Annotated in this window: 21 protein-coding genes and 1 riboswitch; of the genes, 7 read left to right on the forward strand and 14 right to left on the reverse strand. The window is 63.4% G+C overall.

From position 1 onward, the window contains the following. Positions 1 to 11 precede the first annotated feature (11 nt). The 14 genes from NKI69_RS30455 to NKI69_RS30520 all read right to left on the reverse strand — a co-directional run bounded on the left by NKI69_RS30455 (position 12) and on the right by NKI69_RS30520 (position 14,455). The gene (locus tag NKI69_RS30455) at positions 12 to 1,517 is read right to left on the reverse strand and encodes an NADH-quinone oxidoreductase subunit M (protein WP_027034803.1); all 1,506 of its coding nucleotides are present in this window, start codon (positions 1,515 to 1,517) and stop codon (positions 12 to 14) included. Beyond that, positions 1,517 to 3,490 (reverse strand): NADH-quinone oxidoreductase subunit L, encoded by a 1,974-nt coding sequence (nuoL, locus tag NKI69_RS30460; RefSeq protein WP_352723146.1) that lies wholly within the window; start codon positions 3,488 to 3,490, stop codon positions 1,517 to 1,519. Before nuoL ends, NKI69_RS30455 begins: the two co-directional genes overlap by 1 nt. 10 nt (positions 3,491 to 3,500) lie before the next feature. Continuing rightward, complete coding sequence (gene nuoK, locus NKI69_RS30465; protein WP_010910101.1) at positions 3,501 to 3,809, reverse strand: NADH-quinone oxidoreductase subunit NuoK; 309 nt, start codon at positions 3,807 to 3,809, stop codon at positions 3,501 to 3,503. Position 3,810: 1 nt separating this feature from the next. Then, positions 3,811 to 4,431, reverse strand: coding sequence for an NADH-quinone oxidoreductase subunit J (locus NKI69_RS30470; protein ID WP_023812381.1), 621 nt, complete (start codon positions 4,429 to 4,431; stop codon positions 3,811 to 3,813). Positions 4,432 to 4,671: 240 nt separating this feature from the next. Continuing rightward, the gene (nuoI, locus tag NKI69_RS30475) at positions 4,672 to 5,163 is read right to left on the reverse strand and encodes an NADH-quinone oxidoreductase subunit NuoI (RefSeq protein WP_023812382.1); all 492 of its coding nucleotides are present in this window, start codon (positions 5,161 to 5,163) and stop codon (positions 4,672 to 4,674) included. Beyond that, positions 5,163 to 6,206 (reverse strand): NADH-quinone oxidoreductase subunit NuoH, encoded by a 1,044-nt coding sequence (nuoH, locus tag NKI69_RS30480; protein WP_023812383.1) that lies wholly within the window; start codon positions 6,204 to 6,206, stop codon positions 5,163 to 5,165. The genes nuoI and nuoH overlap by 1 nt, the downstream gene beginning before the upstream one ends. Positions 6,207 to 6,208: 2 nt before the next feature. Beyond that, the gene (gene nuoG / locus NKI69_RS30485) at positions 6,209 to 8,290 is read right to left on the reverse strand and encodes an NADH-quinone oxidoreductase subunit NuoG (protein WP_128304421.1); all 2,082 of its coding nucleotides are present in this window, start codon (positions 8,288 to 8,290) and stop codon (positions 6,209 to 6,211) included. Between the two features lie 73 nt (positions 8,291 to 8,363). After that, positions 8,364 to 9,053 (reverse strand): helix-hairpin-helix domain-containing protein, encoded by a 690-nt coding sequence (locus NKI69_RS30490; RefSeq protein ID WP_352723147.1) that lies wholly within the window; start codon positions 9,051 to 9,053, stop codon positions 8,364 to 8,366. A gap of 70 nt (positions 9,054 to 9,123) precedes the next feature. After that, positions 9,124 to 10,428 (reverse strand): NADH-quinone oxidoreductase subunit NuoF, encoded by a 1,305-nt coding sequence (gene nuoF / locus NKI69_RS30495; protein WP_023812385.1) that lies wholly within the window; start codon positions 10,426 to 10,428, stop codon positions 9,124 to 9,126. 10 nt (positions 10,429 to 10,438) lie between these two features. Further along, a complete protein-coding gene (locus tag NKI69_RS30500; protein WP_023812386.1) occupies positions 10,439 to 11,719 on the reverse strand; it encodes an NADH-quinone oxidoreductase subunit E in 1,281 nt (426 codons plus the stop codon). Further along, on the reverse strand, positions 11,720 to 12,910 hold the full coding sequence (locus NKI69_RS30505; protein WP_352439826.1) for an NADH-quinone oxidoreductase subunit D: 1,191 nt from the start codon (positions 12,908 to 12,910) through the stop codon (positions 11,720 to 11,722). After that, complete coding sequence (locus tag NKI69_RS30510) at positions 12,911 to 13,513, reverse strand: NADH-quinone oxidoreductase subunit C (RefSeq protein WP_352439825.1); 603 nt, start codon at positions 13,511 to 13,513, stop codon at positions 12,911 to 12,913. It abuts the gene before it with no gap. A 4-nt stretch (positions 13,514 to 13,517) separates the two neighbouring features. Further along, positions 13,518 to 14,099, reverse strand: coding sequence for a NuoB/complex I 20 kDa subunit family protein (locus NKI69_RS30515; RefSeq protein ID WP_013531090.1), 582 nt, complete (start codon positions 14,097 to 14,099; stop codon positions 13,518 to 13,520). Next, the gene (locus NKI69_RS30520; RefSeq protein WP_010910112.1) at positions 14,090 to 14,455 is read right to left on the reverse strand and encodes an NADH-quinone oxidoreductase subunit A; all 366 of its coding nucleotides are present in this window, start codon (positions 14,453 to 14,455) and stop codon (positions 14,090 to 14,092) included. Before NKI69_RS30520 ends, NKI69_RS30515 begins: the two co-directional genes overlap by 10 nt. Before the next feature lie 331 nt (positions 14,456 to 14,786). Here NKI69_RS30520 and NKI69_RS30525 point away from each other — a divergent pair, with 331 nt between their 5' ends. The 7 genes from NKI69_RS30525 (at position 14,787) to cobG (ending at position 24,084) form a co-directional block, all read left to right on the forward strand. Further along, positions 14,787 to 15,995: a winged helix-turn-helix domain-containing protein gene (locus tag NKI69_RS30525; protein ID WP_352723149.1), complete on the forward strand. Its 1,209-nt coding sequence runs from the start codon at positions 14,787 to 14,789 to the stop codon at positions 15,993 to 15,995. Positions 15,996 to 16,046: 51 nt separating this feature from the next. After that, on the forward strand, positions 16,047 to 16,724 hold the full coding sequence (locus NKI69_RS30530; RefSeq protein ID WP_023812390.1) for a DUF6348 family protein: 678 nt from the start codon (positions 16,047 to 16,049) through the stop codon (positions 16,722 to 16,724). Positions 16,725 to 16,753: 29 nt separating this feature from the next. Next, positions 16,754 to 16,960, forward strand: a complete 207-nt coding sequence (locus NKI69_RS30535) for a hypothetical protein (RefSeq protein WP_352723151.1) — start codon at positions 16,754 to 16,756, stop codon at positions 16,958 to 16,960. Between the two features lie 134 nt (positions 16,961 to 17,094). After that, a riboswitch (cobalamin riboswitch) is annotated at positions 17,095 to 17,298 on the forward strand. Between the two features lie 38 nt (positions 17,299 to 17,336). Continuing rightward, positions 17,337 to 17,765, forward strand: a complete 429-nt coding sequence (locus NKI69_RS30540; protein WP_352439823.1) for a DUF1636 family protein — start codon at positions 17,337 to 17,339, stop codon at positions 17,763 to 17,765. 2 nt (positions 17,766 to 17,767) lie between these two features. Then, positions 17,768 to 18,820, forward strand: coding sequence for a cobalamin biosynthesis protein CobW (gene cobW / locus NKI69_RS30545; protein WP_352439822.1), 1,053 nt, complete (start codon positions 17,768 to 17,770; stop codon positions 18,818 to 18,820). Positions 18,821 to 18,838: 18 nt separating this feature from the next. Then, positions 18,839 to 22,561, forward strand: coding sequence for a cobaltochelatase subunit CobN (locus NKI69_RS30550; protein ID WP_352723152.1), 3,723 nt, complete (start codon positions 18,839 to 18,841; stop codon positions 22,559 to 22,561). Beyond that, on the forward strand, positions 22,558 to 24,084 hold the full coding sequence (gene cobG / locus NKI69_RS30555) for a precorrin-3B synthase (RefSeq protein WP_352723153.1): 1,527 nt from the start codon (positions 22,558 to 22,560) through the stop codon (positions 24,082 to 24,084). Before NKI69_RS30550 ends, cobG begins: the two co-directional genes overlap by 4 nt.

A 24,084-nucleotide genomic window follows, 5' to 3' on the forward strand; every position in this document is an offset into this window, starting at 1 on the left:
AAAACCTCTGGTCAGTTCGCCGCCGCGGTCTGCGCGGCGCCGATGGATGCAGTGACATTGGTGACGAGCGACTTGACCGATTCGGCCGTCGCGTCGAAGACCGGGGCGGGATAGACGCCGAAGAAGATGACCAGCACGACCAGCGGGTAGATGATCACCTTCTCGCGCGGCGACAGATCGAGCAGGCCCTTCAGGCTCTCCTTGGTCAATGCGCCGAAGATCACCCGGCGGTAGAGCCAGAGCGCGTAGGCGGCCGACAGGATGACGCCGGTGGCGGCGAAGAACGCCACCCAGGTGTTGACCCGGAACACGCCCAGCATGGTCAGGAACTCGCCGACGAAGCCGCTGGTACCGGGCAGGCCGACATTGGCCATGGTGAAGATCAGGAACACCGTGGCGTATTTCGGCATGTTGTTGACCAGGCCGCCATAGGCGGCGATCTCACGTGTGTGCATGCGGTCGTAGATGACGCCGACGCACAGGAACAGCGCGCCGGAGACGAGGCCGTGGCTGAGCATCTGGAAAATCGCGCCCTGCACGCCTTCCTGGTTCATGGCGAAGATGCCCATGGTGACGAAGCCCATATGAGCAACCGACGAATAGGCGATCAGCTTCTTCATGTCTTCCTGCATCAGCGCCACCAGCGAGGTGTAGATGATGGCGACGACGGACAGCGCGAAGACCAGCGGCGCGAACATTTCCGACGCCAGCGGGAACATCGGCAAGGAGAATCGCAGGAAGCCATACCCGCCCATCTTCAACAGGATGCCGGCCAGGATGACGGAGCCCGCCGTCGGCGCCTCGACGTGCGCATCGGGCAGCCAGGTGTGCACCGGCCACATTGGCATCTTCACCGCGAAGGAGGCGAAGAAGGCAAGCCATAGCCAGGTCTGCATGTTGGCCGGGAAGTTGTGGGTCAGCAGCGTCGGGATGTCGGTTGTGCCGGACTGGAAGAACATCGCCATGATGGCGAGCAGCATCAGCACCGAGCCGGCGAGCGTGTAGAGGAAGAACTTGAACGAGGCGTAGACGCGCCGCTTGCCGCCCCAGACGCCGATGATGATGAACATCGGGATCAGGCCGGCTTCGAAGAAGACGTAGAACAGCACGATGTCCAGCGCGCAGAACACGCCGATCATCAGCGTTTCGAGCAGCAGGAAGGCAATCATGTAGGCCTTGACCCGCTTCTCGATCGATTCCCACGACGCCAGGATGCACAGCGGCATCAGGAACGTCGTCAGGATGACGAACAGCATCGAGATGCCGTCGACGCCCATATGGTAGGAAATGCCGGAGTCGAGCCAGGCGACCTTCTCGACGAACTGGAAGCCGGACTGCGAATTGTCGAATCCGGTCCAGATGAACAGCGAGATGATGAAGGTGAAAGTCGTCGTCAACAGCGCGATGGCGCGGATGTTGCGGCGTGCATTTTCGCTGTCGTCATTGATGAACAGGATAAGCAGCACACCAACCAGCGGCAGGAAGGTGACCAGCGAGAGGATTGGCCAGGCGGTCATCAGAGCATCATCCAGGTGACGAGTGCGGCAACGCCGATCAGCATGGCGAAGGCGTAGTGGTAGAGATAGCCGGTCTGCAGCTTGACGACGCGGTCGGTGACATCGACGACGCGCGCCGAAATGCCATCCGGGCCGAGGCCGTCGATGATGGTGCCGTCGCCGGTCTTCCACAGGAAATGGCCGAGGCGCTTGGCGGGCCGCACGAACAGGAAGTCGTAGAGCTCGTCGAAATACCACTTGTTGAGCAGGAAGGCGTACAGCCCGCGATGCTGCGCGGCGAGGTTGACCGGCATTTCCGGCGAGCGGATGTAGAATTTCCAGGCCAGCGCGAAGCCGATCAGCATGGCGATGAAGGGCGACAGTTCGACCCACAGCGGCAATTCGTGGATGTCGTGCAGGATGTGGTTGTCAGGCAGCGTGAACAGCGATGCCTTCCAGAACTCGGCATAGCCCTCGCCGATGAAGGCGCGGTGGAAGATGATGCCGGCAAACAGTGCGCCAGCGGCCAGGATGAACAGCGGCACCAGCATCACAGGCGGCGATTCATGGACGTGGTGCATCACTTCATGGCTCGCCCGCGGCTTGCCGTGGAAGGTCATGAAGATCAGCCGCCAGGAGTAGAAGGAGGTGAAGCAAGCGGCGACGACCAGAGCCACGAAGGCCATGCCGGCAACCGAATTGTGGCCGGCAAAGGCGCTCTCGATGATGGCGTCCTTGGAGAAGAAGCCGGCGGTGCCGATGACCGTCACCGGAATGCCGACGCCGGTTAGCGCCAGCGTGCCGATCACCATCATCCAGTAGGTGGTCGGGATCAGTTTCCTGAGGCCGCCCATCTTGCGCATGTCCTGCTCGTCGGACACGGCATGGATGACCGAGCCCGAGCCGAGGAACAGCAGCGCCTTGAAGAAGGCATGCGTGAACAGGTGGAAGATCGCCGCGCCATAGGCGCCGACGCCGAGCGCCACGAACATGTAGCCGAGCTGCGAGCAGGTCGAGTAGGCGATGACGCGCTTGATGTCGTTCTGGACGAGACCGACGGTGGCCGCGAAGAAGGCCGTGAAGGCACCGATGAAGGTCACGACAGTCAGCGCCGAATGCGAGAGTTCGAACAGCGGCGACAGCCGTGCCAGCATGAACACGCCGGCCGTCACCATGGTGGCGGCATGGATCAGCGCGGAAACCGGTGTCGGGCCTTCCATGGCATCCGGCAGCCAGGTGTGCAGCGGCACTTGCGCCGACTTGCCCATGGCGCCCATGAACAGCAGCAGGCAGACGATCGTCATGGCCGCCTGCTTGTCCAGCGCATAGCCGAGGAAGGTCAGCACGGCGGCGCCGTGCGGGGCGCCTTCGGCCGGAATGAACGTTGCCGCATTGGCGAAGATCGTGCCCAGATTGACCGAGCCGAACAGCACGAACACGCCGAAGATGCCGAGTGCGAAGCCGAAATCGCCGACGCGGTTGACGACAAAGGCCTTGATTGCCGCGGCATTGGCCGACGGCTTCTTGTACCAGAAGCCGATCAGCAGGTAGGACGCCAGCCCCACGCCTTCCCAGCCAAAGAACATCTGCACGAGGTTGTCCGCCGTCACCAGCATCAGCATGGCGAAGGTGAACAGCGACAGATAGGCGAAGAAGCGCGGCCGGTTCGGATCGTGGTGCATGTAGCCGATCGAATAGATGTGGACCAGCGCCGAGACGGTGTTGACCACCAGCAGCATGACCACCGTCAGCGTGTCGATCCGCAGTGCCCAGGACGCTTCCAGTCCGCCCGACTGTATCCAGCGCAGCACCGGCACGGTGAACACCTCGCCATGGCCGAAACCGACGGTGAAGAAAGCGACCCACGACAGCACGGCCGCGATCACCAGGAAACCGGAGGTGATGTATTCGGACGCCTTGGCGCCGAGCGACGTGCCGAACAGGCCGACGATCAGGAAGCCGAGCAGGGGAAGGAAGACGATGGCCTGATACATGGTGGTTCCGTCAACCCTTCATCATGTTCACGTCTTCGACCGCGATCGAGCCGCGGTTGCGGAAGAAGACGACGAGAATGGCAAGTCCGATGGCGGCCTCGGCCGCAGCTACCGTCAGCACGAACAGCGCGAACACCTGGCCGACCAGATCGCCCAGTGCCGCCGAAAAGGCGACGAAATTGATGTTGACCGCCAGCAGGATCAGTTCAACCGACATCAGGATGACGATGACGTTCTTGCGGTTCAGGAAGATGCCGAACACGCCGAGCGTGAACAGAACAGCCGATACGGTCAGATAATGTGCGATGCCGACAACCATCTCAGAGTCCCTCGCCTGTCTTGACCTTGCGGATTTCCATGCCGGTCGCCGGCGTGCGGCCGACCTGGGCCGCGATCGACTGCCGCTTGACGCCTGGCTTATGGCGCAGCGTCAGCACGATGGCGCCAATCATGGCGACCAGCAGGATGAGGCCCGAAATCTGGAAGTAGTAGAGGTAGTCGGTATACAGGATGTCGCCGAGCGCGGCGGTGTTGGTCCGCGTGGCGAGATCCGGAATGGGCTTGGAGACCGTCGAAGCGAGCTGCGGCGCGAAAGTGTAGCCGCCGAGAACGACGATCAGCTCCGCCGCCAGGATCAGCCCGACCAGCGCGCCGATCGGCGCATATTGCAGGGCGCCTTCCTTCATCTCGGCGAAATCGACGTCGAGCATCATGACGACGAACAGAAACAGCACCATCACCGCGCCGACATAGACGACGAGCAGGATCATCGCCAGGAACTCGGCCCCGGTCAGCATGAACAGGCCGGCGGCGTTGAAAAAGGTCAGGATCAGGAACAGCACCGAATGCACGGGGTTGCGCGACGAAATGACCATGAACGCCGACGCCACCGCGACAAAGGCGAAGAGGTAGAAAAAGGCCGCCTCTAGTCCACTCAACATTGGGGATCCCCCGGGTTCCTGTACGAACAGGACGCTCGTCCTGTTTGTTGTCTCTGGCCTGGTTCCGCCTCCGGTTCCAAAGCCGCGTTGTCCTAGCCCATGTTCCGATCGGGTTGAAAGGCCCGATCGAAAGAAACATGGGCCACTCTGTATTCCGGAGCATGATCTGGTCCGAAAAAGTCCGCAACTTTTCGGGATCATCCTCTGGACGAGGCCCCTGCCCCGTCCATGCGTCAAATATCAGCGGTAGGGCGAGTCCAGCGAGATGTTGCGCGCCAGTTCGCGCTCCCACCGGTCGCCATTCGCCAACAGCTTGTCCTTGTCGTAGTAGAGTTCCTCGCGCGTCTCCGTCGCGAATTCGAAATTCGGCCCCTCGACGATGGCGTCTACCGGGCAGGCTTCCTGGCAGAAGCCGCAATAAATGCACTTCACCATGTCGATGTCGTAGCGAACCGTGCGGCGCGTGCCGTCATTGCGGCGCGGGCCGGCCTCGATGGTGATGGCCTGCGCCGGGCAGATCGCCTCGCACAATTTGCAGGCGATGCAGCGTTCCTCGCCATTGGGATAGCGGCGCAGCGCATGCTCGCCGCGGAAGCGCGGACTGGTCGGCCCCTTCTCGTGCGGATAATTGATCGTCTCTTTCGGCGCGAAGAACTGGCGCATCGACAGGAAGAAAGCGCTGACGAAATCCTGCAGCAGCAGCGATTTGGCGGCTTGGGAAAGAGCGGACATCACGCAAACCCCGTGATCTTGAGGAAGGCCGCGGTGGCGACCACCATGAACAGCGAGATCGGCAGGAACACTTTCCAGCCAAGCCGCATCAATTGGTCGTAGCGGTAGCGCGGCACGAAGGCTTTCACCATGGAGATGCCGAAGAACACGAAGCAGACTTTCAGCACGAACCAGATGACGCCCGGCACCCAGGTGAACGGCGCGAAGTCGAACGGAGGCAGCCAGCCGCCGAGGAACAGGATGGTGGCCAGCGCGCACATCAGCACGATGGCTACATACTCGCCGAGGAAGAACAGCAGGAACGGCGTCGACGAATATTCGACCATGTGGCCGGCGACCAGTTCCGATTCGGCTTCCACCAGATCGAAGGGCGGGCGGTTCGTCTCGGCCAGCGCCGAGATGAAGAAGATGATGAACATCGGGAACAGCGCCAGCCAGTTCCAGTCGAGGAACGTATTGGGCAGGCCAAGCCGCGTACCAATTCCATCATGCTGCGACAGCACGATGTCGGACAGGTTGAGCGAGCCGGCGGTGAGCAGAACAGTGACGATGACGAAGCCGATCGAGACTTCGTAGGACACCATTTGTGCCGCCGAACGCAGCGCGCCGAGGAACGGATATTTCGAGTTGGAGGCCCAGCCGCCCATGATCACGCCGTAGACCTCGAGCGAGGAGATGGCGAAGACATAGAGGATGCCGACATTGACGTTGGCGATCGCCCAGCCCTGATTGACCGGGATGACCGCCCAGGCCGAGATCGCCAGCACGGCCGAGACCAGCGGCGCCAGCAGGAACACGCCCTTGTTGGCGCCGGACGGGATGACCGGCTCCTTGAAGACGAATTTCAGCAGATCGGCGAAGGCTTGCAGCGTGCCCCAGGGGCCGACGACGTTCGGGCCACGGCGCAGTTGCACCGCCGCCCAGATCTTGCGGTCGGCATAGAGGATATAGGCGACGAAAATCAGCAGGATAACGATCAGCACGACCGATTTCAGCAGAATGATCAGCGCCGGCAGCACGTAGAAGGAGAAGAAAGTGTCCATGCTTATTCCGCCGCCTGCTTGAAGCCGCTCTTGGCCAGTGCCGAGCATTCCGCCATCACGGCCGATGCCCGCGCGATCGGGTTGGTCAGGTAGAAATCCGTCACCGGCGACGTAAAGGTGCCCTTGTTCAGCCGCCCGCCGAGCTTCGCCACCCCAGCGATGTCCTCGGCATTGCCGGCCGCGACCTGGTCGATACGGGCCAGATGCGGGTATTCGCCATAGAGCTTGGCGCGCAGTTGCGGCAGCGAATCGAACGGCAGTTTCTTGCCCAGCACATCCGACAGTGCCCGCAGGATCGCCCAGTCCTCGCGAGCCTCGCCCGGCGCGAAGCCGGCGCGGTTGGTCTGCTGCACACGCCCTTCGGTGTTGACATAGGTGGCCGACTTTTCCGTGTAGGCGGCCGCCGGCAGGATGACATTGGCGCGGTGCGCGCCCTGATCGCCATGCGTGCCGATATAGACGACGAAGGCGCCGCCGGTCTTGGCCATGTCGATCTCGTCGGCGCCGAGCAGGAACAGGAGCTCCATTTCGCCCAGCATGCCGGCAACGTTTCTGCCGCCCTCGCCCGGCACGAAGCCGAGATCGAGACCGCCGACGCGCCCGGCCGCATTGTGCAGCACGGCAAAGCCGTTCCAATCCGCGCGGGCAGCGTTGACGGCGGCGGCGAGCTTGGCCGCCTGACCGAGCACGGCCGCGCCATCGGCGCGCGCCAGCGCGCCCTGGCCGACGATGATCAGCGGATGCGTCGCCTTCTTCAGCACCTGGAAGAACTTGCCATTGCCGTCAGCCAAATCCTTCAGCGAATCCGGTCCGGCGCCCAGCTGTTCGTAGTCGTAGCGTGTGTCGCCGACATCGCCGATGACGCCAACCGGCAGATTGCCGGTCCGCCAGCGCTTGCGGATACGGGCGTTGAGCACCGAGGCTTCATAGCGCGGGTTGGCGCCGATGATCAGCACCGCATCGGCCTGCTCGATGCCTTCGATGGTCGGGTTGAAGATGTAGCTCGCACGGCCGAGCGCCGGGTCGAGTGCGGCGCCATCCTGGCGGCAATCCGTATTCTTCGAGCCGAGCGAAGCCATCAGCAGCTTGAGCGCATAGGTTTCCTCGACGGCGGCGAGATCGCCCGCGATAGCGCCGATCTTTTCGGGCGCCGTCTTCGACACCGCGTCCTTGATCGCGGCGAAGGCCTCGGCCCAGCTGGTGGCAACCAGCCTGCCGTCCTTGCGCACATAGGGGCGGTCGAGACGCTGCGTGCGCAGGCCGTCCCAGATGAAGCGGGTCTTGTCGGAGATCCACTCCTCGTTCACCGCCTCGTTGACGCGCGGCAGGATGCGCATCACTTCGCGGCCCCGGCTATCGACGCGGATCGCCGAGCCGACCGCATCCATCACGTCGATGGATTCGGTCTTGGTCAGCTCCCACGGTCGCGCCTGGAAGGCGAATGGCTTCGAGGTCAGCGCGCCGACCGGGCAAAGGTCGATGACATTGCCCTGCAGCTCCGAGGTCATCGCCTGTTCGAGATAGGTGGTGATCTCTGCATCCTCGCCACGGCCGATCAGGCCCAGTTCGGAAATGCCGGCGACTTCGGTGGTGAAGCGGACGCAGCGCGTGCAGTGGATGCAGCGATTCATCACCGTCTTCACCAACGGTCCGATGTATTTGTCTTCGACCGCGCGCTTGTTCTCGTGATAGCGCGAGGAATCGACGCCGAAGGCCATCGCCTGGTCCTGCAGGTCGCATTCGCCGCCCTGGTCGCAGATCGGGCAATCCAGCGGATGGTTGATCAGCAGGAACTCCATCACGCCTTCCCGGGCCTTCTTGACCATCGGCGTGTTGGTGAAGATTTCCGGCGCCTCGCCATTCGGGCCGGGACGCAGGTCGCGCACATTCATGGCGCAGGAGGCCTGCGGCTTGGGCGGCCCGCCCTTCACCTCGATCAGGCACATGCGGCAATTGCCGGCGATCGACAGCCGCTCATGGAAGCAGAAGCGCGGCACTTCCGCGCCAGCGTCTTCAGCCGCCTGCAACAGCGTGTAGTGGTCGGGTACAGTGATCTCTTTCCCGTCGACCTTGAGCTTTGCCATTCGCCTCAAACCCCTGCGGAGTTCCCGCAATCTCTTTTTCCGGACGCGGTCGAGACCACGTCGGGCACTTCATTCACTTCTTGACGGCGAGCGCCGCCGCTTGGGCTGTCCAATCGTCGCGGCCGATGCGGCCGCCGAGCGACAGATAGTCCTCGACCCAGGCAACCTCTTGCGGCGTCCATGCCGCGATCTGGGCATACGTCCAGATGCCGAGGCCGTTGAGAACCTTTTCCAGCTTCGGCCCGATGCCCGAGATGGCCTTGAGATCTGCCGGAATGGCCGGCTTCTCCATGGCGTTGGGCTGCCTGAAATCCTCGGGCATCAGCGCATCGCCGGCGCCGCCCGTAGCCGGAGCCGCATTTGCGGCCGGCACGGCAGTGGCGGCTTCCTTGGCGGCAATATCGGTGACCTCCCGGGCGAAGGACTGCGCCTCGGCAATCATGGTTTTCGCCGTCGCCCGTGCTTTGGTGGAGGAAGGACTTGGATCTTCGAACTGCGCGACGCGCGCCTCGAAATCATCGACGATCGGCTGCAGCAGCCGCTGCGAGGCTTCTGCGGCACCTGAAAGCGCGCCCAGCCAGACGCCGAAAGCGTGGTTGGCGAGCCCGAGGCCAAGCGCCGACATCGCCGCCGCACCCGCCACAGGATGCACGAAAAGGTTGACGGCGCTGGCCATCTCCTTCGGCATCATCCTGGTCAAGTCTTGGTTCATCTTCTCGATCTGGTCCAAATTGGGCATCAGCGGGTTCGAATACGGCGCCATAGAGTTCTCCTGGTCGTTTCTTCGTTCGCCCCGCCCTTCGCTGCGGACTTTCGTCCGCGTAAACATTCTTCTATTCCGCCGCCACCATCACAGGCTCGGCCCGGTGCGCATTGCGCGAAAACTCGTCGATGCGCCGCTCCACTTCGCCGCGGAAATGCCGCATCAGGCCCTGGATCGGCCATGCCGCCGCGTCACCAAGCGCGCAGATCGTGTGGCCCTCGATCTGCTTGGTGACGTCGAGCAGCATATCGATCTCGCGCTTCTGCGCCTCGCCGCGCACCAGCCGTTCCATCACCCGCCACATCCAGCCGGTGCCTTCGCGGCATGGCGTGCACTGGCCGCAGCTCTCGTGCTTGTAGAAGTAGGAAAGCCGCGCAATCGCCTTCACGACATCGGTCGACTTGTCCATGACGATGACAGCCGCGGTTCCAAGGCCGGATTTGAGGTCGCGCAAGGCGTCGAAATCCATCGGCGCGTCGATGATCTGCTCGGCCGGCACCAGCGGCACCGAGGCGCCGCCCGGTATGACCGCCAAAAGATTGTCCCAGCCGCCGCGAATGCCGCCGCAATGCGTCTCGATGAGCTCCCGGAACGGGATCGACATCGCCTCCTCGACCGTGCACGGATTGTTGACGTGGCCGGAGATGCAAAACAGCTTGGTGCCGACATTGTTGGGCCGGCCGAAGGACGAGAACCAGGCCGCACCGCGGCGCAGGATGGTCGGCGCAACCGCGATCGATTCGACATTGTTGACCGTGGTCGGGCAGCCATAGAGGCCGACATTGGCAGGGAATGGCGGCTTCAGCCTGGGCTGGCCCTTCTTGCCTTCAAGGCTTTCGAGGAGCGCTGTCTCCTCGCCGCAGATATAGGCGCCGGCGCCGTGGTGCATGTAGATGTCGAAATCATAGCCGGACGTGTTGTTCTTGCCGATCAGCTTGGCCTCGTAGGCCTCCTCGATCGCGCGCTGCAGCGCCTCGCGCTCGCGGATGAACTCGCCGCGCACATAGATGTAGGCGGCAATCGCGCCCATGGCGAAACCGGCAAGCAGCGCGCCCTCGACCAGCGTGTGCGGGTCGTTGCGCAGGATGTCGCGGTCCTTGCAGGTGCCGGGCTCGGATTCGTCGGCATTGATGACCAGATAGCTCGGCCGGCCGTCGCTCTGCTTGGGCATGAACGACCATTTGAGCCCGGTCGGGAAGCCTGCGCCGCCGCGACCGCGCAGGCCCGACGCCTTCATCTCGTTGACGATCCACTCGCGCCCCTTGGCAACGATGCCGGGCGTGTTGTCCCAGGCGCCGCGCGCCATCGCGCCGGCCAGCGACTTGTCGAACAGGCCGTAGATATTGGTGAAGATGCGGTCTTTATCCCCGAGCATTTTTCGTCCCTCAGACCGGCTTCTTGCCGAAGACGCGGATGTATTCGGCCACGCCACCCTTGGCGAGCGCCTTGGCCTGCTTGACCCAGTCGTCGCGATCGATGCGGCCCTGGAAAGAGAGATAGCCATCCACCCACTCGCGTTCGGCCTTCTTCCACGACGCGACCTGCGCAAAGGTAAAAATGCCCAGCGTATGCAGGATGCCCTCGATCTTGGGGCCGACGCCGGAGATCAGCTTCAGGTCATCGACCTGTACCGGTTTATCGATGCCGGCCGGACGGTTCTTGTCCTCGAGCGACGGTTTGGCCGGCTTGGCTGCCGGTACCTTGACCTCCGGCGCCTTGAAGGCGGATGCCGGCTCGGCCTTGGTTATTGGACCGTTGCGCTGCTTGGAAACCTGCTCGACCTTGGAGTCTGCCTTGTTGGCATTGGCGGCCGAATGCAGTGGGGCGGCAACGCTCGCCGCCTTTTCAACCGTCGGCGCGACCTTGGTTTTTGAAGGCGTCTTCAATGCCGGGCTGGTTTCAGGTGCGTCGGTCTTCGGCTTGCTGGTGTTGGACGGCGCGACAGGGGCCGCAGCCGGTGCCGGCACGGGCCCTGCGATGATCGCGTCGGGCGCCGCCCTGGCGGCCCTGGCCGCTTCCCTGGCTTCCCTTTCACGGGTCGACTTGAGGATCGCCTTTTCGCTCTTCAGCGTGGTGAGGCCGGAGGCCGGCTCCGAGCCGGTACGGCCGTTCTGCGGCCCCGGTTCCACCGAAGCACCCTTGCCGGCGTCATAGAGATCGATGATTTCAGCCAGGCGTTCCGGCGTCAGATCCTCGAACGTGTCCTTGAAGATCATGACCATCGGCGCGTTGACGCAGGCGCCAAGGCATTCGACCTCTTCCCAGGACAAGGTGCCTTTGTCGTTGGCGTGGAACTGGTCGTGATGGATCCTGGAGCGGCAGACATCCATCAGCGCTTCCGAACCGCGCAGCATGCAGGGCGTGGTGCCGCAGACCTGGATGTGCGCACGCGTGCCAACCGGATTCAACTGGTACTGCGTGTAGAAGGTCGCGACCTCGAGCCCGCGGATACGCGGCATGCCGAGCATGTCGGAGATCGTCTCGATCGCCGCCTTCGTCACCCAGCCTTCCTGCTCCTGCGCTATCATCAGCAAGGGAATGATGGCCGACTGTTCGCGACCCTTCGGATATTTCTTGATCCATTGCTTCGCAGCCGCGGCATTCGCCCGGTTGAAGGCGAAGGAGGCTGGCTGGACGCTGGCTTCTGCGAGACGGCGGACTGACATTTAGCGATCGACCTCACCAAACACGATGTCGAGGGAGCCGAGAACGGCGGTGACGTCGGCCAGCATGTGGCCGCGGCAGAGGAAATCCATCGCCTGCAGATGCGCGAAACCCGGCGCGCGCAGCTTGCAACGGTAGGGCTTGTTGGAGCCGTCGGAGACCAGATAGACGCCGAATTCGCCCTTCGGCGCTTCGACGGCGGCATAGACCTCGCCGGCGGGTACGCGATAACCCTCGGTGTAGAGCTTGAAGTGATGGATCAGCGCTTCCATCGAGCGCTTCATCGCCTGGCGCTTGGGCGGCACCACCTTGCCGTCGAGGTTCGACACCGGGCCGGTGCTTTCCTTGCCGAGCAGAAGGTCGACGCACTGGCGCATGATCTTCGCCGACTGGCGCATTTCTTCCATGCGCACGAGGTAACGGTCAAAACAGTCGCCGTTCTTGCCGATCGGAATGTCGAAATCCATTTCCGAATAGCATTCATAGGGCTGCGACTTGCGCAGGTCCCAGGCTGCACCCGAGCCACGCACCATCACGCCCGAAAAACCCCAGGCCCAGGCATCCGCCAGCGAGACGATGCCGATATCGACATTGCGCTGCTTGAAGATGCGGTTGCCGGTCAGCAGCTGATCGAGGTCGTCGATCGACTTCAGGAACGGGTCGATCCACTTGCCGATGTCCTCGACCAGTTGACGCGGCAGGTCCTGGTGGACACCGCCGGGGCGGAAATAGGCGGCATGCATGCGCGAACCGGAGGCGCGCTCATAGAACACCATCAGCTTTTCGCGCTCGACGAAGCCCCACAGCGGCGGCGTCAGCGCGCCGACGTCCATAGCCTGCGTCGTCACATTGAGGATGTGCGACATGATGCGGCCGATTTCGCAGTAAAGCACCCGGATCAGCTGGCCGCGCTTCGGCACTTCGATGCCGAGCAGGCGCTCGGCGGCGAGCGCGAAGGCGTGCTCCTGGTTCATCGGCGCGCAATAGTCGAGCCGATCGAGATAAGGGATCGCCTGCAAATAGGTTTTGGCTTCGATCAGCTTTTCGGTACCGCGATGCAAGAGCCCGATATGCGGATCGACGCGATCGACGACTTCGCCGTCCAGCTCCAGCACAAGGCGCAAAACGCCGTGCGCCGCAGGGTGTTGCGGGCCGAAATTGATGTTGAAGTTGCGGACCGAGGTTTCAGCCATTTACTGCTTTGCCTTCTCGTCACCCGGCAGCACGTAATCGGTGCCTTCCCAAGGGGACAAAAAATCGAAATTGCGGAATTCCTGCTTGAGCTCGACCGGCTCGTAGATGACGCGCTTGGCCTCGTCGTCGTAACGCACCTCGACGAATCCGGTCAGCGGGAAATCCTTGCGCAGCGGATGGCCTTCGAAACCGTAGTCGGTCAACAGGCGGCGCAGATCCGGGTGGCCAGAGAACAGCACGCCGTAGAGATCGTAGGTCTCGCGCTCGAACCAGTCGGCACCGGGGAACACGCCGGTGATCGACGGCACCATGGTTTCCTCGTCGGCCTGCACCTTGACGCGGATGCGCACATTCTGCTTCGGCGACAACAGGTGGTAGACGACGTCGAAGCGCTTGGCCCGCGACGGATAGTCGGCGCCGCAGACGTCGACGATCGAGATGAACTGGCAGCGCGCATCGTCGCGCAGGAAGGTCATCACCTCGACCAGATCGCGTGGCTCGACTTGAACGGTGAGTTCGCCATAGGCAATCGCCGCGTCGTTCACGCGGCCGATCAGCTTCTCGCCGAGATATGTCGACAGTTCGCTCAGGGATGCGGTCATGGATTTACCGTTCGATCGTGCCGGTGCGGCGGATCTTCTTCTGCAGCAGAAGAATGCCGTAAAGCAACGCTTCGGCGCTCGGCGGGCAGCCGGGCACATAGATGTCGACCGGCACGATGCGGTCGCAGCCGCGCACCACCGAATAGGAATAATGGTAGTAGCCGCCGCCATTGGCGCAGGAGCCCATCGAGATGACGTAGCGCGGTTCCGGCATCTGGTCGTAGACCTTGCGCAGCGCCGGCGCCATCTTGTTGGTCAGCGTGCCGGCGACGATCATGATGTCGGACTGGCGCGGGGACGCACGCGGCGCGACGCCGAACCGCTCCGAATCATAGCGTGGCATCGAGGTGTGGATCATCTCGACCGCGCAGCAAGCGAGGCCGAACGTCATGAACATCAGCGACCCGCTGCGCGCCCAGGTGATGAGCGCCTCGGTCGAAGTGACCAAAAAGCCCTTGTCGGCCAACTCATTGTTGATCTCGAGGAAGAAGGGATCGTCCTCCCCCACCGGCCTGCCGGTGTTGGGATCGATAATACCCTTGGGCTTCGGCGCGACGAGGGTGCCTGAACTGTCGTTCAATCCCATTCCAGCGCTCCTTTTTTCCATTCATAGGCAAAGCCGATGGTCAGCACCGCCAAAAACACCATCATCGACCAGAAACCGAGCATGCCGATCTTCGAAAACGACACCGCCCACGGAAACAGGAAGGCCACTTCCAGGTCGAAGATGATGAACAGGATCGACACCAGGTAGAAACGGATGTCGAACTTCATGCGGGCGTCGTCGAACGAGTTGAAACCGCACTCGTAGGCGGAAAGCTTTTCGGGATCGGGATTGCGATAGGCCACCAGGAAGGGCGCGGCCAGCAGCGCCAGGCCGACAACCAGCGCCACGCCTATGAACAGGACGATGGGCAGGTATGAGCTCAAGAGTGCGTTCATGCTCGGCTTTCCGTTGGTGCCAATCCACTTTGATTACAGCACCGGACCCTAATGCGGAAGCGTGACAGTTTAACCGCTGAACCGTTTTAAGGGCCTATGCTGCAACGCGGCGAGGGTTAGCGCAGCACTTCCAGCGAAGCAAGTCAAACCTTGTTCAAAACACCGACCTGGACGGCATATCGCGGCAAACTGGTCCGATCCGCTCCTGTTTGATTTCCTGCGCCTATTACTCCACTTTTCTCTCCTGACATGGATGCCGCCAAAACCCTGCTAGCATGGGTTGGAATCAGCCTTTCGACCCTCGGTCAAAACACTTCAAAGTGATGCCTGCATGAAGGAAAAGATCTCGCTCCCCACGGCCCGTCGCATCGCGCTTGCCGCCCAGGGGTTCCTCGATCCCCGCCCGACCGGTACGCCCGACCGCCGGCATTTTGCCCGCACCCTCTCCCGCACCGGCCTGCTGCAGATCGATTCCGTCAGCGCCGTGGTGCGCGCTCATTATATGCCGCTCTATTCGCGCCTTGGCCCCTACCCGTTCTCGCTGCTCGACAACGCGGCCGTGACGCGCAAGCGCACGGTTTTCGAATACTGGGCGCACGAGGCCTCCTTCCTGCCGGTCGAGACATACCCGCTGATGCGCTGGCGCATGCAGCGCGCCGAGCGCGGCGAGGAAATGTATCTGGGGCTCGCCAAATGGGGCCGCGAACACGCTGCCTATATCGAAGAGATCTACCGCCAGGTCGCCGAGCGCGGCCCGATCGCCGCTTCCGCGCTGGAGGGCCAGAAAGGCTCGGGCGGCTGGTGGGGCTGGAGCCATGCCAAGCACGCCTTCGAATGGCTGTTCTGGGCCGGGCGCATCACCACGGCGCACCGCCGCGGTTTCGAGCGCTTCTATGACCTGCCCGAACGCGTGCTGCCGCAGGCGGTCCTCGACCTGCCGGTGCCCACGCCCGAGGACGCGCACCGCGAATTGCTGCGCATTTCCGCCCGCGCCCACGGCGTGGGCACTTCAGGCGATTTGCGCGATTATTTCCGCCTGTCGCCGGCCGATATGAAAGGCCGATTGGAGGAACTGGTTGAAACGGGCGAGTTGCTGCCGGTGCGTGTCGAAGGCTGGGACAAGCCCGCCTATCTTCACAAAGACGCCCGTCTGCCCCGAAAGATCAAGGCCCGCGCCCTGCTGGCGCCGTTCGATCCGGTCGTCTTCGAGCGCTCGCGCACGGAGCGGCTGTTCGATTTCCATTACCGCATCGAGATCTACACGCCGGCCGACAAGCGGCAATACGGCTATTATGTCCTGCCGTTCCTGCTCGGCGACAGGATCGTGGCACGCGTCGACCTCAAGGCCGATCGCCCGGCCAGCATACTGCGCGTCCATGCGGCCTATGCGGAGCCCGGTGCACCGCCTGAAACCGCTGCAGAGCTGTTCGAGGAATTGAAGCAGATGCAGGGCTGGCTCGGTCTCGAACGCATCGAAGTGACGCCTGCCGGGGATTTGGGGCCGGCGCTGCTGAGCGTGATCAGCGACGGGCGCTCTTGACATCAGCCGTCGGCTGCAGCCGTTTGAGGGAGTTTTGTCGGCCTAGGTTCAATGATGGCATCGCAAGAGGTTCTCGACCTGATTCACGAAGCGTTGATTGCGCATGGGATCAGCGCCATCCGTGGACAGAACGATGTCAGGATTGAACTGGAAGACCTGCGCTTTGAAGCCCAAGTTTTCGACAAGGAGCCGTCAGGCTCGGGTCGCAGGCTTGTTCTCGAAATCTACGTCTTCTCACCGTTGCTAGGCACTCAGCCGGTCATCGAATCTTTTGTTGGACTGGGCGACACGCGTGAACAGGCGATTTTCCAAGCATTCGGAAAATTCCTGATCGGTGTATTTCATGTGCTGATCGAGGGCCTTGCGGAGCATGTTTGCGAGAACATGCAAGCCGAGATTGCATTCTGGCAACGGAATGATGCTGGCTGGAAGATCTACGGTGGACCTGTGATCACACAGGCTGCAGTGGAATGCACTCTCAACCGGACATATCCAGCGTTTTATGCCCGCTTGGAAAAACTGTTCACGGCTAAGGTTCGCCCTGGCAGTCATTTCATCCGGATATTCCTGGCGAGCTATGGCGGAGCACTGGTCGGCAACGAAATTCTCCTGGACAACGAAACTTGGCCGGAAGGTCAAGAGCTCCTCGTTGATCAGGACTGGCACCACGGCGACGGGTACCAGGCGCTGCGTCAGGTCATCCTTGCGTTGCCGGGAGATAACAATTGAGCCAACGTACACAGGCTAGCGGATAAACAATGGATATCAAAGCCAGGCTGACCCAAGAGGTGCAGGAGTGCCTCGATAGGATTTCGTCCTTTTCATGGGACGTACATGCGCAGGCAATCCGAAAACGCTACCCTGACCTGCTGGAGACACATTCGGCTTCAAAGTTGATGGCATTTACTTCGATGTGGGTGACGGCGCCGGATGGCTGGACCGGCAAGATGGAGATATCCTTCTGACGGCTTTCGTTACAGCTTTTCCTGATCCCAACAACGAAGATGGCATTCGCGAAGAGCGGTCAGTGGTAGTGAAGCGTCCCCGCCCCTGATTTCAGATTGCCCCTGCGTTGCGTTGACACCGCTGCCCGCAAAAGCCTAAATCCGGTTCAGATGGTCTCTTGCCCGCAACGGCAAGAGCTAAGAGGGAATGCGGTGCGGGGCAAAATCCCAAATCCGCGGCTGTCCCCGCAACTGTAAGCGAAGAGCCAAGGCCGAAAGCCACTGGGGAGTTCCCGGGAAGGCGGCTACCAAGGCGATGACCCGCGAGCCAGGAGACCTGCCGTCTGCGACTTTAGAATCCGATCGCCCGGCGGGTTTCCGGGCAAGGAGCCCGATCTTGGACCACGACAGCAGTTTTTCGGCTGGCACAGCGGATATTTCGTCCGGCCATGATGATGCCTTGGCCGGCGTCACCATCATCGTCTGCGCCTCCTGCCGCGATGAGACCGGCGCCGACGCTCATCCCCGCGCCGGCGAATTGCTGGCGGACGACACGCGCCGCGCCGCATCCGGCGACGACATCCGCATCCGCAGCGTCGAATGCCTCGGCAATTGCAAGCGCCGCCTCAGCGCCGCCATCCTGCGCGACGGGTGCTGGAGCTATGTCTTCGGCGACCTGACCACGACCAGCGGCGCCGACCTCGTGACAGGCGCCAAGCTCTTCGCCACCTCGAAGGACGGCCTGATTCCATGGCGCGGCCGCCCCGATAGCCTGAAGCGTGGCCTCGTTGCCCGCATCCCTCCCTTAGACCTGCTGAAGGATTGACCATGACTGCCCCAGATTCGCCTGCGAACCTCTCCCGCGTTCCCTGCACCGTCGTCACCGGCTTCCTCGGCGCCGGCAAGACGACGCTGGTCCGCCATCTCCTGGAAAACGCCGGCGGCAAGCGCATTGCCATCATTGTCAACGAATTCGGCGACATCGGCATCGATGGCGAGATCCTCAAGGGCTGCGGCATAGACACCTGCCCGGAGGAAAACATCGTCGAACTGGCCAATGGCTGCATCTGCTGCACCGTCGCCGACGATTTCGTGCCGGCGCTCGACAAGATCCTCGCGCTGACGCCGAGGGTCGACCACATCCTGATCGAAACCTCGGGCCTGGCGCTGCCCAAGCCGCTGGTCCAGGCCTTCCAGTGGCCGAGCGTGAAGAGCCGCGTCACAGTCGATGGCGTCATCGCCGTGGTCGACGGCCCGGCGCTGGCCGAAGGCCGCGTCGCCAACGACATGGACGCCTTGCAGGCGCAGCGCGCCGGGGACGAGACGCTCGACCATGACGATCCGGTGGAAGAAGTGTTCGAGGATCAGATCGCCTGCGCCGACCTGATCATCCTGTCGAAGAGCGACCTGATGGACGCCGCCGGCACCGCCCGCGCCAACGCCATCATCAACGAACATTCCGCCCGCGCGGTGAAGATCGTGCCGACGTCGCATGGCAAGGTCGATCCCTCCGTGCTACTCGGGCTCGGTCTCGCCGTCGAGGACGACATCGAAAACCGCAAGTCCCACCATGACGGCGCATTCGACCATGAGCATGACGACTTCGACACCTTCATCGTCGACATTGCCTCGATCGCCAATCCGGACGAGTTGGCAAAGCGCGTCGCCACCGTCGCCGAAGAAGAGAACGTGCTGCGCGTAAAAGGCTTCGTCGAGGTCGGCGGCAAGCCCATGCGGCTCTTGCTGCAGGCCGTCGGGCCGCGCGTCAATCATTACTATGACCGCGCCTGGACCGCGCAGGACGACCGCCGCTCGCGTCTCGTCGTCATCGGCCTGAAGGGGCTGAACCGCCCGGCGATCGAGCGTATACTCGCCGGCTGATCTCGGACACGGGTTGCGATGCACATCCTCACCACGACATCCGCCTCGCTCGACGACCTCGCCGAGCCGGTCGATCTGCGGCAGACGCCGGCGGATATCGTGGCCCTGTCCTTCACCGACAGCGACCTCGCCGGACTGGCGGCAGCCTGGAAGGCCGATGCCGGCCGCCTGCCCTCGATGCGGCTGGCTGCCCTGCGTGACCTGCGCCATCCCATGTCCGTCGACCTCTGGGTCGACAGCGTCACCCGCCACGCCAAGGTCATCCTCGTGCGCCTCCTCGGCGGCTACGACTGGTGGCGCTACGGCTGCGACCAGCTTGCCTCGACCGCTCGCGCACACGGCATAAAGCTGGCGCTGCTGCCCGGCGAATGCCGCGACGAGGATCTGCGCCTGATCGAAGCCTCGACGCTGCCGCGCCAGGAGCTCGATGGCCTGCTCGACTATTTCCGCGAGGGCGGCCCGGCGAATATGAGCGCGCTGGTGCGGAGGCTGGCGCGACTGGCTGGATCGGATGCGGACGTAGCAGAGCCGGTTCCAGTGCCGAAAGCCGGGTTTTATGAGCCAGGACTTGGGGTCGTTGGTGATCCTTCACACCCCCCTCTGTCCTGCCGGACATCTCCCCCGCAAGGGGGGAGATCGGACTTCATCAAAGCCGGCTCTTTTCCCGTTTCATTAGAAGCTGACGCGTCCGCAACCTCGACAATTGGCGAAATCTCCAATGACAGCGCAATCTCCCCCCTTGCGGGGGAGATGTCCGGCAGGACAGAGGGGGGTGTGAAGGAACTCGACGCTGACAACGTCAACGCTCCTATCATCCCCATCCTGTTCTATCGCTCGATGCTATTGGCCGCCGATGTCGCGCCCATCGATGCGCTTTTCGAAGCGCTCCGCCAGCGCGGCATCAAGCCGGTTCCCATCTTCGTCTCCAGCCTCAAGGACCCCGCATCCCTGGCCTTCGTGGAAACAGCACTCGCCTCGCTGAAACCCGCCGCCATCATCACCGCGACCGCTTTCGCGTCCGGCGCCGAACCCGGCAATGAGACCCTGTTCGACCGCGCCGGCATGCCGGTCTTCCAGGTCATCGTCGCCACCACCCGCCACGATGTCTGGGAGACCAACCAGCGCGGCCTGGCGCCCGCCGACCTTGCCATGCATGTCGTGCTGCCCGAACTCGACGGCCGCATCCTGGCCGGCGCCATTTCCTTTAAGGGTGAGAGCGAGACCGATCCAGCACTTGGCCACCGCGCCTTTGCCAACCGGCCGGAACCGGATCGTGTGGCGCAAGTGGCTGACCGCGTCGCGGCCTTTATCAAGTTGCAAGAGACGCCCCGCGCCGAGCGCAAGCTAGCCATCCTGATCCCGGATTATCCGAGCGCGCCCGGCCGCACCGGCTACGCCGTGGGTTTGGATGTCCCGTCCAGCGTGCTGGCCATGCTGCAGGACCTCAGCGAACAGGGCTATGTCGTTGAGGGGATTCCGCAAACGCCGCGTGAGTTGCTGGCGCGACTGGGCCAGGGCGGGCATGGCTTGGCCTTGAGGGATTATGTGGAGTTCTCGAAGGCACTGCCGTCTGCAGCAATTGCTGCCGTAGATGCAGCTTGGAAGGCTGAATATGAGATAGGTTTGTGCGAGGCACCCCCCTCTGTCCTGCCGGACATCTCCCCCGCAAGGAGGGAGATCGGCAGTTCCGCCATCGGCGCTCATTCTGCGACGTTCGTAGCTGGCGAAAGCGGCAATGAGAGCTCAATCTCCCCCCTTGCGGGGGAGATGTCCGGCAGGACAGAGGGGGGTGCTCAAGCGCCAACCGCCGCCCACTTCCCCTTCCGCGCCGCCACCTTCGGCAACATCACCGTAGCCCTCGCCCCAGACCGCGGCCGCTCCGTCGACCGCCGCGCCGACTACCACGACCCGACGCTGCCGCCGCGCCATGCGCTGATCGCCTTCGGCCTGTGGCTGCGCAAGTCGCTCGGCGTCCACGCGCTTGTCCATGTCGGCGCGCATGGCACCCTGGAGTGGCTGCCGGGCAAGACCGTTGCGCTTTCGGAGAACTGCTTTCCCGAGATCGTCACCGGCGCCTTGCCCGTCATCTATCCCTTCATCGTCTCCAACCCAGGCGAAGCGGCGCAGGCCAAGCGCCGCATCGCCGCCGTCACCCTTGGCCATCTGCCGCCGCCGCTGACCGGCGCCGGGCTCGACGAAAACCAACACAAGCTCGAGCGGCTGGTCGATGAATATGCCCAGGCCGACGGACTCGACCGTCGCCGCCGCGACCGGTTGGCAGAGCTGATCGTCGACACCGCGCAAAAGACCGGTCTCGCCTCCGAAGCCGGCGTCGCCACGACCGACGCACCCGACGAAGCGTTGCGCCGCATCGACGCCTGGCTCTGTGACCTCAAGGATTTTGCCATCAAGGACGGGCTGCATATCTACGGCCGCGCTCCGGAGGATGAGCCCGACGCCATGCGGCGACAAAGTGCTGAAGCCGAGAAAGCGGCGCTGCTCGCGGCGCTCGATGGCCGCCACGTCAAGGCCGGCCCGGCCGGCGCGCCCGCGCGGGGTCGCTCGGACGTTCTGCCCACCGGCCGCAATTTGTTCACCTCGGACCCGCGCACCATACCGACGCCGACCGCCTACGATCTGGGCAAGGCAGCGGCGGAGGAAGTCGTGCGCGGCTACATGCAGTCGCATGGCGACTGGCCGCGCTCGCTGGTCATCGATCTCTGGGGCTCGGCATCGCTGCGCACCGGCGGCGAGGAGATCGCGCAAGGCCTGGCGCTGATGGGCTGCCGACCGCAATGGGATTCGGCGACCGGCCGCATCACCGGCATCGAGGTGCTACCGCCGGCCGCGCTCGGCCGCCCGCGCGTCGATGTCACCTGGCGCATATCCGGCCTTTTTCGCGACATGTTCCCGACCCAGATCGCGCTGATCGATGCCGCCGCCAACGCGGTAGCCGCCCGCGACGAGGACGATACGGAAAACCCGCTCGCGGCCAAAACCCGTGCCGATGGCAAGCTCAGCCCGCGCATCTTCGGCACCTCGCCCGGCACCTATGGCGCCGGCGTCGAGGATATCTTGTCCTCCGGCAACTGGGCCGCGCGCGAAGAAATCGGCCGCGCCTATCTCGACGCCACCTCGCACGCCTATGGCGGCGCAGAAGGAGAAGGCATCTCGGCGCCCGGCGCCTTCGAAGGCCGCATCGCCGAAGCCGATCTTCTCGTCCACACCGGCGACGACCCCGGCCGCGACATCCTCGAGGGCTCCGCCGACGTCGCCTTCATCGGCGGCTTTTCCGCAGCCCTTGCGGCGCTCGGCAGGAATGCCGACGTCATCGTGCTCGACACCACGGACCCGCAAAAGCCGAAGCCGCGCTCGGTCAGCGAAGCCGTATCGCGGGTGGTGCGCGCCCGCGCCGTCAATCCTCGCTTCATAACGGGACAAATGCGCCACGGCCCGCGTGGCGCCTCCGAATTTGCCGAAACCGTCGACCGGCTGGTCGGCTTCGCCGAAACCACGCGTGCCATATCGGGCACGCTGATCGAGGCGGTTCATGACGCCTATCTCGGCGATCCACTGGTCCGCGCCTTCATCCTGCGCGAGAACCCCGCCGCCGCGAAAGTCATCGCCGAGCGCTTCCTGTCGGCGCGACGGCGTGGCCTCTGGCATCCCCTGCGCAATTCCATCGACGACGACTTGACGGCCATGATTGCCGAGGCCGAGGCGCTTGAGGTGGCTGCATGAACGCCTTCTCGCGCCGCGGCGCCTGCCCGGCTTTGTCGGCGCCAATGCAAACCGGCGACGGGCTTTTGGTGCGGCTCAATCCGGTTGTTGGAGGCCCGTCTTCTGGAGGCCCATCTTATGGAGGATTGTCGCCGAAGCTTTTGATCGGGTTAGCCGAATCGGCTTTGCGGCATGGCAACGGCATCATGGAAGTGACCGCGCGCGGCAGCCTGCAGATACGCGGGCTGACGGCGGACAGCGCGGCGTTGCTGGCGGCGGAGGTCGATGCGCTTGATATCGCGGTGCGCACCGGCGTGCCGGTCGAGACCGGGCCGCTGGCCGGCATCGATCCGCAAGAGATTGCCGATCCCCGGCCACTGGCCGAGCGGATCAGGGCGGCGATTGGCGAGGCTGGGCTGACGCAACGGCTCGGGCCGAAGGTTTCCGTGATTGTCGATGGCGGTGGGCAGTTGACCATGGATGCGGTGACGGCCGATGTGCGGCTGAAGGCGGTGCGGGCCAGCGCTGGCGTGCTGTGGGCTGTGTCTGTTTCAGGTGACGGCCAAAGCGCGAGGCCGCTTGCGACGGTCGATGACGATGTAGCGCGCGATATTGCCGTTGCGGTGCTCAGGATGATTGCCGAGAAGAGTCGGGAGGCGCATGCGAGGGATTTGACGGACCGCCAATTGGCCTCTCTCGCAGGTTGGCACTCCGTCACACCCCCCTCTGTCCTGCCGGACATCTCCCCCGCAAGGGGGGAGATCGGCGGTTCCGACGCCGGCTCTCGTCCTGCAACATCGGCGGTGGACGTGACGTCGGCAATTGGCGAAAGCGCCGATGACGGCTCAATCTCCCCCCTTGCGGGGGAGATGTCCGGCAGGACAGAGGGGGGTGTGCAGGATCGCCGACCTATCGGTCTTTTCTCTTTATCGACCGACCACGCCCTCGGCATTGCCCTCCCCTACGGCAGCATGCCGGCCGACAAGCTCATCGCCCTCGCTCAACACGCCCTCACCCTCGGCACAACGGAAATCCGCCTCGCCCCGGGCCGCTCCCTGCTCTTCCTCGATCAACCCACAATCGCCAACCAACCGCTCCAGCAAGCAGCCGCCACCCTCGGCTTCGTCATCTCCTCCACCGACCCGCGCACGCGCATCGCCGCCTGCCCCGGCACACCAGCCTGCGCCTCCGGCCGCATCGCCACGCGCGACATTGCCGAGACAATCGCCACTGAAAATGCCGACATCCTCGACTTCACCCTGCACGTTTCCGGCTGCGCCAAGGGTTGCGCCCACCCCGGCTCGGCGGCGCTGACAATTGTCGGCGGCGAAAACGGAGCCGGACTTGTCGTGAACGCGACGGCAAAGGCTCTTCCTGCCGGCTACAGGCCGGGCTATGACGCCGCGCGCGGCATCAGCCGCGTCGCGGCAATGATCCGCAGCGCACGATATCAAGGCGAAACCGCCGCCGCTTGCCTGACAAGGCTCGGGCCGGTGGCAATCGCCGAGGCTTACCGACAGGCCCAAACTGAAAAACGGAAATGA

This window comes from Mesorhizobium sp. M0491, assembly GCF_040321265.1.
Classification (GTDB): Bacteria; Pseudomonadota; Alphaproteobacteria; order Rhizobiales; family Rhizobiaceae; genus Mesorhizobium.

Bases quoted from the DNA above. Each gene is read 5' to 3' on its own strand.
- NKI69_RS30455 (WP_027034803.1), bottom strand. From the start codon at position 1,517: ATGACCGCCTGGCCAATCCTCTCGCTGGTCACCTTCCTGCCGCTGGTT.
- NKI69_RS30520 (WP_010910112.1), bottom strand. From the start codon at position 14,455: ATGAACGCACTCTTGAGCTCATACCTGCCCATCGTCCTGTTCATAGGC.
- NKI69_RS30505 (WP_352439826.1), bottom strand. From the start codon at position 12,910: ATGGCTGAAACCTCGGTCCGCAACTTCAACATCAATTTCGGCCCGCAA.
- NKI69_RS30525 (WP_352723149.1), top strand. From the start codon at position 14,787: ATGAAGGAAAAGATCTCGCTCCCCACGGCCCGTCGCATCGCGCTTGCC.
- NKI69_RS30530 (WP_023812390.1), top strand. From the start codon at position 16,047: ATGATGGCATCGCAAGAGGTTCTCGACCTGATTCACGAAGCGTTGATT.
- cobG (WP_352723153.1), top strand. From the start codon at position 22,558: ATGAACGCCTTCTCGCGCCGCGGCGCCTGCCCGGCTTTGTCGGCGCCA.
- NKI69_RS30515 (WP_013531090.1), bottom strand. From the start codon at position 14,099: ATGGGATTGAACGACAGTTCAGGCACCCTCGTCGCGCCGAAGCCCAAG.
- nuoH (WP_023812383.1), bottom strand. From the start codon at position 6,206: ATGGACACTTTCTTCTCCTTCTACGTGCTGCCGGCGCTGATCATTCTG.
- NKI69_RS30500 (WP_023812386.1), bottom strand. From the start codon at position 11,719: ATGTCAGTCCGCCGTCTCGCAGAAGCCAGCGTCCAGCCAGCCTCCTTC.
- nuoL (WP_352723146.1), bottom strand. From the start codon at position 3,490: ATGTATCAGGCCATCGTCTTCCTTCCCCTGCTCGGCTTCCTGATCGTC.
- nuoK (WP_010910101.1), bottom strand. From the start codon at position 3,809: ATGGTTGTCGGCATCGCACATTATCTGACCGTATCGGCTGTTCTGTTC.
- NKI69_RS30550 (WP_352723152.1), top strand. From the start codon at position 18,839: ATGCACATCCTCACCACGACATCCGCCTCGCTCGACGACCTCGCCGAG.
- nuoG (WP_128304421.1), bottom strand. From the start codon at position 8,290: ATGGCAAAGCTCAAGGTCGACGGGAAAGAGATCACTGTACCCGACCAC.
- nuoF (WP_023812385.1), bottom strand. From the start codon at position 10,428: ATGCTCGGGGATAAAGACCGCATCTTCACCAATATCTACGGCCTGTTC.
- NKI69_RS30470 (WP_023812381.1), bottom strand. From the start codon at position 4,431: ATGTTGAGTGGACTAGAGGCGGCCTTTTTCTACCTCTTCGCCTTTGTC.
- cobW (WP_352439822.1), top strand. From the start codon at position 17,768: ATGACTGCCCCAGATTCGCCTGCGAACCTCTCCCGCGTTCCCTGCACC.
- nuoI (WP_023812382.1), bottom strand. From the start codon at position 5,163: ATGTCCGCTCTTTCCCAAGCCGCCAAATCGCTGCTGCTGCAGGATTTC.
- NKI69_RS30535 (WP_352723151.1), top strand. From the start codon at position 16,754: ATGGATATCAAAGCCAGGCTGACCCAAGAGGTGCAGGAGTGCCTCGAT.
- NKI69_RS30490 (WP_352723147.1), bottom strand. From the start codon at position 9,053: ATGGCGCCGTATTCGAACCCGCTGATGCCCAATTTGGACCAGATCGAG.
- NKI69_RS30510 (WP_352439825.1), bottom strand. From the start codon at position 13,513: ATGACCGCATCCCTGAGCGAACTGTCGACATATCTCGGCGAGAAGCTG.